14 protein-coding genes are annotated in these 14,660 nt (G+C 34.4%); 13 read left to right on the top strand and 1 reads right to left on the bottom strand.

The window, feature by feature from the left end; genetic code table 11:
• Window positions 1-1,385: 1,385 nt before the first annotated feature.
• The 13 genes from ureA (at window position 1,386) to JC605_RS16435 (ending at window position 12,915) form a co-directional block, all read left to right on the top strand.
• The gene (gene ureA / locus JC605_RS16495; protein ID WP_198857246.1) at window positions 1,386-1,688 is read left to right on the top strand and encodes an urease subunit gamma; all 303 of its coding nucleotides are present in this window, start codon (window positions 1,386-1,388) and stop codon (window positions 1,686-1,688) included.
• A gap of 18 nt (window positions 1,689-1,706) precedes the next feature.
• Window positions 1,707-2,078 carry an urease subunit beta gene (gene ureB / locus JC605_RS16490; protein ID WP_198857245.1) on the top strand — a complete coding sequence of 124 codons (372 nt, stop codon included), beginning with the start codon at window positions 1,707-1,709 and terminating at the stop codon, window positions 2,076-2,078.
• Entirely contained in the window at window positions 2,075-3,796 is a 1,722-nt protein-coding gene (gene ureC, locus JC605_RS16485) for an urease subunit alpha (RefSeq protein WP_198857244.1), read from the top strand. The genes ureB and ureC overlap by 4 nt, the downstream gene beginning before the upstream one ends.
• 80 nt (window positions 3,797-3,876) lie before the next feature.
• On the top strand, window positions 3,877-4,464 hold the full coding sequence (locus JC605_RS16480) for a hypothetical protein (RefSeq protein ID WP_198857243.1): 588 nt from the start codon (window positions 3,877-3,879) through the stop codon (window positions 4,462-4,464).
• Entirely contained in the window at window positions 4,464-4,967 is a 504-nt protein-coding gene (ureE, locus tag JC605_RS16475) for an urease accessory protein UreE (protein WP_198857242.1), read from the top strand. Before JC605_RS16480 ends, ureE begins: the two co-directional genes overlap by 1 nt.
• A gap of 1 nt (window position 4,968) precedes the next feature.
• Window positions 4,969-5,658, top strand: coding sequence for an urease accessory protein UreF (locus JC605_RS16470; protein WP_198857483.1), 690 nt, complete (start codon window positions 4,969-4,971; stop codon window positions 5,656-5,658).
• A gap of 20 nt (window positions 5,659-5,678) precedes the next feature.
• Entirely contained in the window at window positions 5,679-6,317 is a 639-nt protein-coding gene (gene ureG, locus JC605_RS16465) for an urease accessory protein UreG (RefSeq protein WP_144213159.1), read from the top strand.
• A gap of 4 nt (window positions 6,318-6,321) precedes the next feature.
• Entirely contained in the window at window positions 6,322-7,119 is a 798-nt protein-coding gene (locus JC605_RS16460) for an urease accessory protein UreD (protein ID WP_198857241.1), read from the top strand.
• A 7-nt stretch (window positions 7,120-7,126) separates the two neighbouring features.
• The gene (locus JC605_RS16455; RefSeq protein WP_111424813.1) at window positions 7,127-7,825 is read left to right on the top strand and encodes a hypothetical protein; all 699 of its coding nucleotides are present in this window, start codon (window positions 7,127-7,129) and stop codon (window positions 7,823-7,825) included.
• Between the two features lie 34 nt (window positions 7,826-7,859).
• Window positions 7,860-8,744, top strand: a complete 885-nt coding sequence (locus JC605_RS16450) for an urea transporter (protein WP_198857240.1) — start codon at window positions 7,860-7,862, stop codon at window positions 8,742-8,744.
• A gap of 5 nt (window positions 8,745-8,749) precedes the next feature.
• Complete coding sequence (locus JC605_RS16445) at window positions 8,750-10,807, top strand: TonB-dependent receptor (RefSeq protein ID WP_198857239.1); 2,058 nt, start codon at window positions 8,750-8,752, stop codon at window positions 10,805-10,807.
• A 12-nt stretch (window positions 10,808-10,819) separates the two neighbouring features.
• The gene (locus JC605_RS16440) at window positions 10,820-11,626 is read left to right on the top strand and encodes a DUF2490 domain-containing protein (RefSeq protein WP_198857238.1); all 807 of its coding nucleotides are present in this window, start codon (window positions 10,820-10,822) and stop codon (window positions 11,624-11,626) included.
• Between the two features lie 62 nt (window positions 11,627-11,688).
• Window positions 11,689-12,915: a RidA family protein gene (locus JC605_RS16435; RefSeq protein ID WP_233074140.1), complete on the top strand. Its 1,227-nt coding sequence runs from the start codon at window positions 11,689-11,691 to the stop codon at window positions 12,913-12,915.
• 120 nt (window positions 12,916-13,035) lie between these two features.
• Here JC605_RS16435 and JC605_RS16430 read toward each other — a convergent pair whose 3' ends face one another.
• Complete coding sequence (locus JC605_RS16430; protein WP_198857237.1) at window positions 13,036-13,920, bottom strand: AraC family transcriptional regulator; 885 nt, start codon at window positions 13,918-13,920, stop codon at window positions 13,036-13,038.
• Window positions 13,921-14,660: the final 740 nt, after the last annotated feature.

Here is a 14,660-nt window from a genome sequence, read left to right as displayed (position 1 = left end):
ATTAAAGATATGGTAAGATTCTGATTTACAGTAAGGTATTTCTACCTGTTTTTAGATTTTGTCTTGCATTATCTGTTTTTTTAGCCAACTGAATTGATGAATCATCAGGATTGTTTTAAATCCCCATTAATATGCCTAACCTTTCAGATCTGTTTTTTTTTTTTTTTTTTTTTTATTTTTTAATTTTAAATTTTTTCAGTTTTAATAAAAGTGAACACTTAAAAATTTTTTTTTTTTTTTTTTTTTTTTTTTTTTTCTTAATTTTCTCATTTTCAATGTGTTCAGTTTGAATAAAAGTGAACACTAAAAAATGAAGACATGCGTTTGGTTTAAGTATTTGACTAATTAAGTGTCGCTTCTAAAAGCTAAATTTACGGAAATTTCTTAAAAAATAAACACAAGATTTAGAATTAGAATACAAAATATCTAGTTATCCATGCGATATTCTAAATAGTAAACATTTGGAACTAGGAATGACGCAATGTTATGAAGAGTTTCATAAGTTAGATCAAACATGTGAAAATCGTGTTAAAATTCTCTTATCTGCAATTTTGGAAAAGAAAAGTCAAGATTTGTGCTACTCAATTGTATTTCGCCTCCATTAAATTTGCAAGTATAAAAGGAACAATCCTTTAATACTTGAAGTCTTCCGATGAAGTTAGCTTATATTCTTTTTTTACAAATTTGTCTTTTAACTATCCCAAATAGTTATAGCAATGCTATTGTAACTAAGGCAAATAGTTATATCACAACAGAGTCGGTTTTTGAGATTCCAACCCCTAGTAAAGCAATTTTTGAAAAGGCACTTTCAGAGTCCAACCCATTAAAATTTGTCTTATTAGAGAATACTTCTGAAACGGAAAAATGTACTAGTACTGTACTTGCATCTCCACTACATTTAAATGGCAAAAGTTTAAGAGACAATTGTTTTGTTTACATAGAAAGTGTAAAATTAAACACCCAAGGATTATTGGAGCGAAACATAACTCCTTTTCGAAACATGTCAAGAAATATCCTATTTCATAGTTTAAAAATCCACATTTAATTCTCCTTACTGCTTAATTCAAATTTAGCGCATTGCGTTCCTGATAAAATGTATTTTTTTATCAGGAGTGAAAAAGCATGCCAATATTTTAATAGAAAAAAGATAAACGTTTTCTATTAAGTGCATAGTATATTTTGCAGTAAATAAGGCTGGTGTACGCCTTTATATAAAATGCACCGTTAGAGTTGTCCAACTAGTATTCTATTTGGATTGGGCAATTATTGCCTTGATTTCACCTCCTTCCATTTTTATTACAAATGAAAAGCCATAATTGATTTAAAGAAATCAGTTATGCAGCTTTCAATGCCACATGTTATTTTTTAACTAAAATATTTTTATTATGCATTTAACACCTAGAGAAATCGAAAAGCTAATGCTGCATACAGCAGGCGAACTAGCTCAAAAGAGAAAAGCCCGAGGCTTAAAACTAAATTATCCTGAAACCATTGCTCTTATTAGCAGTGAACTAATGGAACGTGCACGAGACGGCAAGACCGTAGCCGAATTAATGCAATATGGAGCGACCTTGCTTCGAAAAGAAGATGTAATGGATGGTGTTGCGGAAATGATTCATGACATACAGATTGAAGCCACATTTCCAGATGGTACCAAACTTGTAACAGTGCACAATCCTGTGCGATAAATCTAAAAAATACTAACAATGATTCCAGGAGAAATTATATTAAAAGATAATAATATTATCTGTAATGATAGCCGTGAAACGTTAACTATAAAAGTTACCAATACCGGAGACAGACCAATCCAGGTAGGTTCACATTTTCACTTTTTTGAAGTGAATAGAATGATGTCATTTGACAGAGAAAAAGCATTCGGAATGCGATTAAACATTATTGCCAGTACAGCAGTGAGGTTTGAGCCAGGAGAAGAGAAAGAAGTTGAGCTGACCCAATTTGGAGGAAATCAAAAAATCTATGGTCACAACAATTTAGTGGATGGAGATTTATCACCGCATAATAAAGCTCTTGCATTAGAACGCTTAGAAGAAGGGAAATTTAAAAATGTGAAATCATGAGTTTAGAAGTAACTAGAAAAAATTATACAAGTATTTTTGGTCCAACAGTAGGAGATCAAATACGTTTAGGAGATACAGAGATTATTATTGAAATTGAAAAGGATTTCTGCTCTTATGGTGATGAAGCAAAATTTGGTGGAGGAAAAACGGTTAGAGATGGTATGTGCCAATCTTCGACAGCTTTACGTGATGGAGGTGTTCTAGATTTTGTAATTACAGGAGCTACAATTATTGATCACTGGGGAATTGTAAAAGGAGATATTGGTATTAAAGATGGAAAAATTGTTGGAGTTGGTAGAGCTGGAAATCCAGATACCATGGACAATATTACACCTGGCATGATTATCGGAGCTTCGACAGAAGTTCATGGCGGTCACGGATATATTGTTACAGCTGGGGGAATTGATACACACATACATTTTATCAGTCCTACTCAAATAGAAACAGCTTTGTATAGTGGAGTTACTACTATGATTGGTGGTGGAACTGGTCCTGCTGATGGGACAAATGCAACAACTGTTACTCCAGGGCAACACAACATTAAGAGAATGTTGCAGGCTGCAGAAGCATTTCCTGTAAATGTTGGTTTTTTTGGAAAAGGAAATGTAGCTACAGAAGCTCCAATTGAAGAGCAAATTGAAGCAGGTGCATTAGGAGTAAAAATCCATGAAGATTGGGGAGCAACTCCAGCTGTAATCGACGCTTCTTTAAAAGTGGCTGACAAGTATGATGTGCAAGTAGCCATTCACACTGATACACTTAATGAGGGAGGGTTCCTTGAAGATACTATGAACGCTATTGCAGGACGTGTTATTCACACCTTCCATACAGAAGGAGCAGGAGGTGGTCACGCGCCAGATATTATCAAGGCGGCAATGTATCCAAATGTATTGCCAGCGTCTACAAATCCAACAAGACCTTATACAACAAATACTATCGATGAGCACCTAGATATGTTGATGGTTTGCCATCACTTAAGTCCAAAAATCCCAGAAGATGTAGCTTTTGCAGATTCACGTATTCGTCCAGAAACTATTGCTGCAGAAGATGTACTTCAAGATATGGGAGTTTTCAGTATCATGAGTTCTGATTCTCAGGCTATGGGACGTGTAGGAGAGGTAATTACTCGTACATGGCAAACAGCGGATAAGATGAAGAAACAGAAAGGATATTTGGCTGAAGATGCAGCAAACAAAAACGATAACTATCGTGCAAAAAGATATGTGTCTAAATATACAATCAATCCTGCAATCGCGCATGGAATTTCTAATTATGTTGGGTCAATAGAAGCAGGCAAAATTGCTGACTTGGTAATTTGGAAACCTTCATTATTTGGAGTTAAACCAGAAATTATCGTAAAAGGAGGTTTTATTGCCGCAAGCAAAATGGGGGATGCTAATGCTTCTATTCCAACACCGCAGCCTATCATTATGCGTAATATGTTTGGAACGTATGGAAAAGCATTGACCAAAACAGTTTTCACCTTTGTTTCTCAAGCTGGTATCGACAATAATATTGCCGAAGAATATGGTTTGGAAAAGAAATTACTAGCTGTTTCAAATTGCAGAAACATTGGCAAGGCTGATATGATTCATAATAACGCAACTCCAGAAATCATGGTAAATGCTGAAAACTATACCGTGACAATCGATGGAGAAAAAATCACTTGCGAACCTGTGGATAAACTTCCATTAGCACAATTATACTACTTGTTTTAATTAATAACTGTTATTCTACTTCTTACTGCGGCAATTTATCTTGTTGCAGTAAGATTAGATAAAAACACAAAAAAGAATTTATGAATAGTTGGAAAATTAATTTGGGTCTAATTCTTCTCTTAGTATGCACATCTTTAACAACGGTTCATGCACAGAAAGGATCTTTAATGCTTTATGGTTCTTTAACTTATAAAGACAATAATAATACAGGAAGTAGTTTTGGTGCAAACCCAATTGGAGTAGGATATTTTTTTAATGATCATGTTGTTGCAGGGATGAATTTTGCTTTTGATCAAGAGAAAAACGCAGCAGGAAATCTTACCGACTCTAAACACGAAATCGGTCCTTTTTACAGTGACTCTTGGAATATTGGAGATCATTTTGCCATCATCGCTCAGGCTGACGCGTATTATGTATGGGGAAATACGCTTATGAATACTCCAGGATCTTATAGCTACAACGGTTATCTGGGAAGAATATACCCAATTGTTGCCGTACTTCTTGGTCATGGATGGGCGCTAAAAGCGAAGTTCTGTGAATTATCATATGAAAATACTACAGGAAATGATGCAAATAAAACGAGTAATCGAACATTTGTTGCCGGAATAAATGGATCAACATTCGGATTAGGAGTTTCAAAAAACATTTCCCTTAAAAAATCGAAATAATGATTATACAACAGATAATAGGTAATACAAAAACACATTCAATTGAAGGTCTTGAGATCGATCTTCTTGAAATTGAATGGTTTGAAACTACTAAGAGAATTCAGCGCAAGCGAACAAATTCAGGAGTTGAAATAGCGATTAAGTTTATTCAGGAAGGACAGCGATTGAATCAAGATGACATTCTTTTTCAAGATGATAAAAAAGCGATTGTTGTAAATATTAAACCTTGTGAAGCGATTGTAATGACACCTTCATCTTTATTAGAAATGGGAACCATTTGCTATGAAATTGGAAATAAACATCTTCCATTATTCATTCAGAATGATCAGATTATGATGCCTTTTGAAATGCCAATGTTTAGATGGCTTGAAGCGAGTGGATACAAACCAGAAAAACAGGAGATAAAGCTCTTGCATTTGCTAAAATCGAATGTAGCACCTCATGGTCACGGAAATTCGTCTCTTTTTACAAAAATCCTAAACATGGCTTCTTCAAATGACTAATATAGAAAACACTTATTTAGGAAGTCTTCTTCATTTGGCAGACCCAACTTTGCCAATTGGTGGATATACGCACTCTAACGGATTGGAGACTTACGTTCAGGATGAAGTGGTAAATTCGGTGGCTTCGGCAAAAGAGTTTGTAACAAACATGTTAATGTATAACATAAAATACAATGATGCCTCTTTCTTAAAATTAGCTTACGTAGCTGCTGCAGAAAATGATTTAGAGACGATAATAAAATTAGATCAAGAATGCAGTGCTTTAAAGAGTCCGCGAGAGATACGAGAGGCAAGTCAGAAATTAGGAATTCGATTAATTAAGATTTTTAGAAGACAAAAAGCTTTTGATCTTATTAGCGATTATGAACAAGCAATTGCCAATAAAGAAGCAACAGCACATTATTGCATCGCTTTTGGAATCTATGCACAGCTATTAGAAATTCCACTAGATGAAGCCTTATTTGCATTCTACTACAATGCCACAATCGGAATGATTACCAATTCGGTTAAGCTAGTTCCGTTAGGGCAACTAGATGGACAAGATGTTTTATTCGAATTGCAACCGCTGATTAAAAAATTAGCAAAAGAAACCTTAACAATCGACAGAGAACTTGTTGGTCTTTGCAGCATTGCGTTTGATATTCGATGTATGCAACATGAGAGACTTTATTCAAGATTGTACATGTCGTAAAAAAATAAAAAAATAAAGAAATGGAAACTAGAAAATATGTAAAAGTAGGAGTTGCAGGGCCTGTAGGATCAGGAAAAACTGCATTATTAGAACGTTTAAGCCGAAAAATGCTAAACGATTATAATTTAGGCGTAATCACCAATGACATCTATACAAAAGAAGATGCCGAATTTATGGTAAAAAACAGTTTGCTGCCAAAAGAAAAAATCATTGGAGTAGAAACTGGAGGATGTCCTCACACAGCGATTCGTGAAGATGCTAGTATGAATTTGGAAGCTGTAGATGAATTGGTTTCGCGCTTTCCTGATATCGAATTAATTTTAATTGAAAGTGGTGGAGATAACCTTTCAGCAACTTTTTCACCAGATTTAGCCGATGTGACGATTTTCGTAATTGATGTGGCAGAAGGAGAGAAAATCCCTCGTAAAGGTGGACCTGGTATTACAAGATCAGATTTGCTTTTGATAAATAAAATTGACTTAGCGCCTTACGTTGGAGCAAGTTTAGAAGTGATGGAGAACGATGCGCGTAGAATGAGAAAAGGCGCGCCATTTGTATTCTCAAACCTTAGATCTACTGAAGGAATTGATGAAGTTATTGGTTGGATCAAGAAATATGCATTGCTAGAAGATATTGAAGAACCAAATTTAGTTCGTTAATCAAATGCTAAGTACTCTAAAAATAGAAGTAGAAGAAAGGGATGGCGAATCATTTTTAAGAGATGCATACGTGACACAGCCCTTCAGGATTATGCCTGTTGGGCAGTACAAATCTGATGGAGCTTCGTATTTGATGATCATGAGTTCATCACCTGGAATTTTAAGCGGTGACGTTTACGATATACAGGTGAATGTAAAAGAAAATGCTCGTTTGCAATTGCAGTCACAATCCTATCAGCGATTGTTTAATATGGATGGGAGTGCTTCGCAAATCATGAATGTCAAAATGGAAAAAGGAACATCTTTCTCGTATGTTCCTCACCCTGTGGTGCCTCATGAAGATTCAACATTTAAAAGTCATAATAAGATTTACATCGAAGATGATTGTGATTTGACGATAAGCGAAATCATTACTTGTGGACGTAAACATCACGGAGAAACTTTTAAGTATGCTCATTTTCAAAATCTTCTAGAGGTTTTTCATCACGATAGACTGGTCTTAAAAGACAATGTTCTCTTAAGACCAGATATTATGCCCTTAGCCGCGATGGGTTTGCTGGAAGGCTTTACCCATCAAGGAACTTTTGTATATCTCAATACAAAAAATGACGACTTAGAAGATCGTATAGAATACTTTTTTAAAGAACTAGAAGGACTAGAAAATGTATCATTCGGAATTAGTAAACTAGAAGCAAATGGTTTTGTGATTAGAATTCTAGGAAATGGAGGAGAGCAAATGTTTGATTTTTTTAGAAAAGTGCAGGATGTGCTTTGGGAAGAAAAAGCAGTAATACAAATTTAAGCAGATTATGGATTCAAATTTAATAGCATTATCAATTACAGCGATCAGCATCAGCTTTTTTCATACGGCTTCGGGACCTGATCATTATTTGCCATTTATTGTTTTGTCAAGATCTCGCAAATGGAGTATGTCCAAGACAATTATGCTTACAATAGTTTGCGGTTTCGGACATATTCTGAGTTCGGTAGTTTTAGGATTTATTGGAGTTTTTTTAGGATGGCAAATCAATAAAATAACATTTTTCCAAGATTTTAGAGGCAATGTTGCAAGCTGGGCACTGCTGTTATTTGGTGCAATTTATCTTATTTACGGGCTTTGGGCTGCATACAAGAACAAAGCGCACAAACATTTTGACGTAATGGGAGAAGATGTATTTGTGTTTTCGCATAAACATGGAGAAGTGGTTATGCCCACGAATAGAGTTAAAGTAACGCCTTTAGTTTTGTTTGCCATTTTCGTAATGGGGCCAAGTGAACCGCTAATTCCTTTATTATTCTATTCTGGATTGAAACGTTCTGTTGGTGAAATTTCTACAATTATTGGTGTTTTTACTCTCAGTACTGTTTTGACGATGCTTGGTATGGTGCTTTTAGGAGTATATGGATATTCTTTTTTCAAAACAGAAAAACTTGAACGTTATACCCCAGCAATTAGCGGTGCAGTAGTTTTAGCATGTGGTGTCGGGATGGTCTTTTTAGGCTGGTAATTCAAATAATTTTTATTTCTAGAAGTATACACAAATGAAAAAAATAAAATCAATAGTAGAAACAGTGCTTAAAGGCATTGGACAAATCATGCTTCAAGAAAGTGCTTGGACAGGATTATTATTTTTAATTGCGATATCTTATGACTCGATCCTGATGGGAGTTGCAGCTTTGCTGAGTTCTATAATCGGTACTGCGACAGCAAAAATTTGCAACTTCAGTGATGAAAATATAAAGGCAGGTTTATACGGATTTAACGCAACGTTAGTTGGAGTAGGATTAGTTTTCTTCTTTGAAACCAGTCCGTTAATATGGTTTTTACTTGTTTTAGGATCTGTATTAAGCACATTGCTAATGGAGTTTTCCATTCGTAAAAAGATTCCCTTTTTCACCTTTCCTTTTATTGTTATTACGGTAATTGCTGTTTTGAGTATCCAGCATTTTGGACTAGCGGTTGCAAGAATTCCTGTAGTTAATGTAGAAATGAAGGAACTTGAAGATTTCGCAGTAGCAGCGCATGCTTATAGTGAAGTGATTTTTCAGGGAACTATTGCTGCAGGTTTGCTCTTCTTTATAGGGGTTTTTCTCAATAATCCCACAGCAGCTTTATACGGATTCCTAGCGGCGGTAATTGCAGCGGCAATTGCACATTTTGATCAGGATTCTGTAAAATTAATAGAAGATGGAATGTTTAGTTTCAACGCTGTTTTATGCGGAATTGCATGCAGCGGAACAAAACCAAGAGATGGATTATATGTATTGCTATCAGTAATCATAGCAACATACTTTGACATTTTTATGATGCATAACGGATGGATTACACTTACGTTTCCATTTGTTTTATCGATGTGGGTAATTGTATTCCTAAAAAAAATAGTAGGCCGTTTTGAAAATAAAACGGCAATTGTAGAAGAAAATTAATAATAATGAGAAACAAACTTTTTACAGCAATTGTAATAGTATTGTTAGCGGTGCAGAATGGATTTGCTCAAGAAGTAAATAAGCCAGAAGCAAAAAAAATAGAAGTAAACAAATCAGAAGCAGATACAGTGCATCTGAGTAAAATAGTAATTAGTAATATCGACTTCAGAAAACAAATAATGAAAGTCGATTTAAAAATGGCTCCGGTAAATTCTGCACAGGATCTATTGCGAAAAGTTCCTGGACTTTTTATTGCCCAGCATGCTGGAGGCGGTAAAGCAGAACAAATATTTTTGCGAGGTTTTGATAATGATCATGGAACCGATATCAGTGTTATGGCTGACGGAATGCCAGTAAACATAGTCTCACATGCACATGGACAGGGATATGCCGATTTGCATTTTCTGATTCCGGAAACAATCAAAGATATCGATTTTGGTAAAGGATCTTATTATGCCGACAAAGGAGATTTTAATACCTCGGGCTATGTAAATTTTAGTACGTATGACAAATTAGAAAACAACCTTTTTAAAATTGAAGGTGGTTCGTTTAATACGATGCGCGCCGTTACAATGCTTAATCTTTTAAATAAAAATGACAAAGACAAAAGTTTCTATGTAGCAGGCGAATTCAATTATACCGATGGACCGTTTGATGTCAAACAGGATTTTACACGCGTTAATTTTTTAGCGAAGTACAGCCAATGGATTGATGAAAAACAATATATCTCTATTTTAGGATCTACCTTTTCTTCAAACTGGAATGCTTCGGGACAAATTCCTGAAAGAGCTGTAGAAGAAGGAATTATAAGCAGATGGGGATCTATAGATCCAACTGAAGGCGGAAGGACTTCGAGAACAAACCTTGCTGTAAATTATAAATACTTAGCCAATGAGAATGAAGAGTTTTCGAGCAATTTATTCTATTCTAAATATAATTTTAATCTGTTTTCGAATTTTACTTTTTTTCTAAACGATCCTGTTTACGGAGATGAGATTCAGCAAACGGACAATCGTTCTATTTATGGTCTTGAAAATAAGTATGTCCGAAGATTTGCATTTGAAAATAGCAACATGACTTGGACATCGGGAGCAGGATTTCGTTTTGATGATATCAAGGACTTACAATTAAATCATGTCTATCAGCGCGATTTATTATTAAATAGATTATCTGATGGATCTGCTACAGAAGTCAATGTTCACGGCTATACCTCAATCGATTATAGAGTTGGGAAATGGCTAATCAATCCATCAGCTAGGTTAGACTATTTTACCTTTAGTCTTCATGATCGTCTTGCTAGTTTACCTGCGGCGAAAGAAGCTTCGGCTGCTAGAGTAAGTCCAAAATTGAATATTTCGTATACACAGAACCAAAATGTGCAATGGTATATTAAGTCTGGTTTTGGATTTCACTCAAACGACGTAAGGGTTGTAGTAGCACAAGATGGAAAAGACATTCTTCCTTATTCTTTTGGAAGTGATTTTGGTGTTATTCTGCGTCCAACAGCCAATATGATTATTCAGCCAGCGATCTGGCACATGTATTTGCAGCAAGAATTTGTATATGTTGGAGACGAAGCTGTGGTAGAACCGTCAGGAAAAACACGTCGTTTAGGTTTTGATTTGAGTTTGAGATACCAACCGATTTCTTGGCTTTATTTAGACGGAGATCTTAATTATGCACATGCCCGTTTTATTGATGAGCCAAAAGGAGAAGATTATATTCCGTTGGTTCCAACATTTACAAGCACTGGAGGTGTAGCGGTAAAACTACCTTCGGGTTTCTCGGCAAATTTAAGATACCGTTATATGGATTCGCGACCTGCCATAGAAGACAATTCGGTAAGAACGCGAGGCTATTTTGTTAATGATCTTGTCTTGGCTTATGGAAAAAGAAACTGGGAAGTAAATATGCAGTTTCAAAACATCTTTAATACCAAATGGAATGAAGCGCAATTTGAAACAGAAACCAGACTTAGAGACGAGGCTAGTTCAGTATCAGAATTATGTTTTACTCCCGGAACTCCGTTCGCTGTAAAAGCAGGAATAAGCTACAAATTTTAAAATTTAGAAAATATGAAAAACGTGTCTGCAAAAAGCAAATTGCTATTGGCAGTGGTCATTTTTGTGGTCACATTTAGTAATAAATCATACGCACAGTTAAGTCCACCAGGTTTAGGAGAAGGAAAAAACGCAGCTTGGTTTGCCTTTGGCGTTAGGCAGTCTTTAGATTCACTTAAACAAAAAGAATCGACAACTTATGTAGGCTATGGATTAAAGAGCAGTCCAGATGAGAATAATCCATTTTCTAAAATGGCAATTTTGGTAATCAACGAGGAAATTTCCAACCGTTACAGTAAAAATTGGGAATACTCGTATGCACTTAGCTACAGAAGATCTAATAATTATAACTCTGAAGCGCCTTATGAAGAATTAAATCCTGCAATTGAACAGGAATTTAGAGTATACGGCCGTTATTCTTATATCACAGAAGGCAACGGGCTGAAATGGAAAAATACGATAAGACAAGAGTTTAGGAAATTTTTCAATCCTGATTTTAGTAATACCGAAGAGAATTTTCAGTTGCGTACTCGTCTTAAAACACAGTTAAGCCTAGATTTAGGAAGCACTAAAACACATCATATTATAGGAGGTGCCGAAGTTCTTTTTGCAATAAGCAAAGAAAATGAACCCGAGAAGGAATGGTCAAAATTTGATTATAAAGAAAGTAGACTCACTCTCTACTACTCACTTACTCCACATGAAATTCCATTTATTTTCGATGTAGGCTATATGTATAACCTCATTGGTAAAGGATCTGATATTTCAGACGTGAATTATCTGGCCTTAGATATAATTTGGAAAAATCCTTTTGGGGCATGATAAGTTATTAGCAAGACTAGTCCATAAAAGAGAAATAATTAAAACAGAAAAACAAATAAATTATGAGCGAAATTAAAAAGAACTCGAGAAACACAGAAAATGCGCCAAAAAGCCCATTTTCAACGCAAACAGTAGCGTTTTCTCATTACAACAATTTTTCGGCGCAATTGCCTATCGATCCTAAAACGGGAGAAATTGTTAGTGGCGGTATTAAAGAGCAGGCAAAACAATGCTTGACAAATATCCAAGCAATTGTAGAAAGCATTGGCCATGTTATGGATGATGCAGTAAAACTAACTGTTTTCTTAAAGAATATTTCTGATATAGAAGCAGTAGACGAAGTGTATAAAACATTCTTCAAAAGCAATCTTCCAACTCGTACAACGGTTGCTGTAGAAGCTCTGCCATTAGATGGCGCTTTAATTCAGATAGATACTCTTATTTCAAACGGTGAGGGGACAACTCCGCAAAAAGCTTTAGATCTTGTTAAAGTGACCAGAAATGCAGAAAATGCACCTAAGAGCATACATGCGCATAACGTAGCGTTTTCTCACTATAGCAATATTTCAGCACAATTGCCTATCGATCCACAATCTGGTAAAATTGTAGCTGGCGGTGTAAAAGAACAGACTGAACAATGTTTAGAAAATATTAAAGCTATTTTAGAAAGCATTGGACACGTTATGAATGATGTGGTTAAAACGACCGTTTTTCTTAAAGACATTTCAGATGCTGAAGTTGTAAACGAAGTTTTAGCAAAATTTTTCCCAAACTATGTTCCAGCTAGAACAATTGTTAGTGCTTCTGCTTTGCCAATGGATGCTTTGGTGCAGATTGATACTGCTGTATCACATGGTGACGGAACTCCTCCGCAACTTCCAGAAGATGCACGTTTTTTAGTTATTGAAGCAAATAACACAGAAAACGCACCAAAAGTTCCGTATTCGCACACAGTTGCTTATTCACATTACAATCATATTTCAGGTCAATTGCCTTTGGTTCCAGAAAACAATCAAATAGTTGGAAGCGGAATTAAAGAACAGGCTACACAATGTTTAAACAATATCAAAGCAATTGTAGAAAGTATCGACCATAAAATGGATGACATTGTTAAAATAAATATTCAATTAAAAAATATTGAAGACCTTGATGCTGTCAACGAAATTTATACTTCATTTTTCAGCGGAGATTTGCCTGCAAGAACGATAATTGGAGTTTCGGCAATTCCTGTGGATGCTTTGATCCAAGTTGATGCTGTTGTTTCTAATAGTGAAGGTACACCAGCTTAATTTATAAGCTAAAATTTATATTTTTTAAGTAGAGTCTTTTTTAGACAAAAAACGCTTATAACAGGATTTTTAAACATCCTGTTTAAGCGTTTTCTTTTTTTTATGAATGAATTTTGAATTTTAATGTTTTAGAAACTGTGTTCGATAATCAGAAGGAGACTCTCCTGTCACTTTTTTAAACATACGTGAAAAATAAGAAGGCGATTGAAAATGCAGCTCAAATGCTATTTCTGCTATTTCTTTAGAATTATCTTGCAAAAGAATTTGGCTGTGTTGAATTGTAATTTCGTTTATCCATTGTTTTGGTGCCTTTCCAGTAGTTTCTTTAACGCATTTGTTCAAATAATTATCTGATATTTTTAATAGATTGGAGTAATAATCGATGTTTTTATGTTGAATATGGTTTTTCTGAACCAGTTCCCTAAATTGAAAAGAGATAAAACTTGCACGGCTAAGTGATTTATTGTCTGTGTTTTCTGTTCGTATAATTTTTAATAATGCAGATTGAAGAAGAGCTGTAGTGATTGCATTAATATGTTCGGTTTGATTCAATTCCTCTTCCAGTAATTCAAATAAACGGATAAGCCAATTGATTTGGTTAGGGTTTAAAATAGAGAAAGGTGAAGTGTAAAAAAAGTTTAGATCACTTGTAGTCAACGCAATTTCAGTGATGACCTCGTTTTCATAGATAACAAAAAATCCTTCAACATCATCTGATAATTCTAAGGTTGCCGTAAAATTTCCCTGTTTAATACTAAGCGCTTGGTTAGCATTAATTTCAAAAACAGATGTTTCGAGTTGCTGTTTTACAAATCCTTTTGTAACAAAAATTAGAAAGTTGAAAGTGGTTTGATACGGATTAACTGGTATTACAATTTTCCTTAAATAGTTTTCAATGCGGTATAACTGTACGTTAGAATTATTAAAAAGATTGTGAGTGGTTATATCGGGAAGAAAGAACTTCTTGTATTCATAATTGCTAATTAGTTTGGGATTGTTTTTCATTCAAACTTGATTTTGTAACACAGATGTAAAAGCATTATATATTTGATTGTAATCTGAGATGAGAGGTTGATTTTTAAAACTGAAATAATAGGACTCAAAATTAAGTACTAAGTTAAGTTATATTTATCTATAATTATGATACTCTCTTTAATTATATATAGTGTCTTCTTAAAGACTTCATCTGCTTTTTGGGTTTGATAAAGTGTTTTCATTTAAAAATTATATGTACTTATATATTATTAAGATATGATAAAATATATTTTGGGTTATTTTATTTTATAAATTGATATAATGAATTTACACGGTTATAGTAATAGATACAATGAAATTTAGGTTTTAAATATATTAAGAAGCATTGGGGGCAGCAACATTAAGCTTTATTTTTAAAGTTGTAAAGCCTTAGCTAATTCGATTGTTTTGCAAGAACTTTAAATTTTGTTAAAAAAGCTTGATAGTTTCATGGTTAATTGACTTATTAAGGTGTTCTATCCAGATTTTGCTTCAACAAAAGATAATTTCTTATAGATGGTATTTAGCCTTAAATTTATAAAAGTAAGAAAAATCCTTATTATCTGTATTTTTTTTTGGAATTTAAATTATATGTTATCAGTTAGTTAAGAAAAAGTTTTAAAAAATATTGAAAATACTTTGAAAAAAAGCTTGCATAAGCGGAAAAAGGTCCTACTTTTGCACCCGCTTTGAAACACAAGCGATGAAGAAATAAAGACACGTTCGTAGAC

The sequence above is a fragment of the Flavobacterium sp. IB48 genome, assembly GCF_016405855.1.
GTDB classification, from domain to species: domain Bacteria; phylum Bacteroidota; class Bacteroidia; order Flavobacteriales; family Flavobacteriaceae; genus Flavobacterium; species Flavobacterium ginsengisoli.
Note: the sequence above shows the minus strand (reverse complement) of the source record. Positions and strands in the feature narration are given on the sequence as shown.

Coding starts and splice junctions, on each gene's coding strand:
- ureA (WP_198857246.1), top strand. CDS start 1,386: ATGCATTTAACACCTAGAGAAATCGAAAAGCTAATGCTGCATACAGCA.
- JC605_RS16480 (WP_198857243.1), top strand. CDS start 3,877: ATGAATAGTTGGAAAATTAATTTGGGTCTAATTCTTCTCTTAGTATGC.
- JC605_RS16445 (WP_198857239.1), top strand. CDS start 8,750: ATGAGAAACAAACTTTTTACAGCAATTGTAATAGTATTGTTAGCGGTG.
- JC605_RS16460 (WP_198857241.1), top strand. CDS start 6,322: ATGCTAAGTACTCTAAAAATAGAAGTAGAAGAAAGGGATGGCGAATCA.
- ureC (WP_198857244.1), top strand. CDS start 2,075: ATGAGTTTAGAAGTAACTAGAAAAAATTATACAAGTATTTTTGGTCCA.
- JC605_RS16450 (WP_198857240.1), top strand. CDS start 7,860: ATGAAAAAAATAAAATCAATAGTAGAAACAGTGCTTAAAGGCATTGGA.
- JC605_RS16430 (WP_198857237.1), bottom strand. CDS start 13,920: ATGAAAAACAATCCCAAACTAATTAGCAATTATGAATACAAGAAGTTC.
- JC605_RS16435 (WP_233074140.1), top strand. CDS start 11,689: ATGAGCGAAATTAAAAAGAACTCGAGAAACACAGAAAATGCGCCAAAA.
- JC605_RS16440 (WP_198857238.1), top strand. CDS start 10,820: ATGAAAAACGTGTCTGCAAAAAGCAAATTGCTATTGGCAGTGGTCATT.
- ureG (WP_144213159.1), top strand. CDS start 5,679: ATGGAAACTAGAAAATATGTAAAAGTAGGAGTTGCAGGGCCTGTAGGA.
- JC605_RS16455 (WP_111424813.1), top strand. CDS start 7,127: ATGGATTCAAATTTAATAGCATTATCAATTACAGCGATCAGCATCAGC.
- ureB (WP_198857245.1), top strand. CDS start 1,707: ATGATTCCAGGAGAAATTATATTAAAAGATAATAATATTATCTGTAAT.
- ureE (WP_198857242.1), top strand. CDS start 4,464: ATGATTATACAACAGATAATAGGTAATACAAAAACACATTCAATTGAA.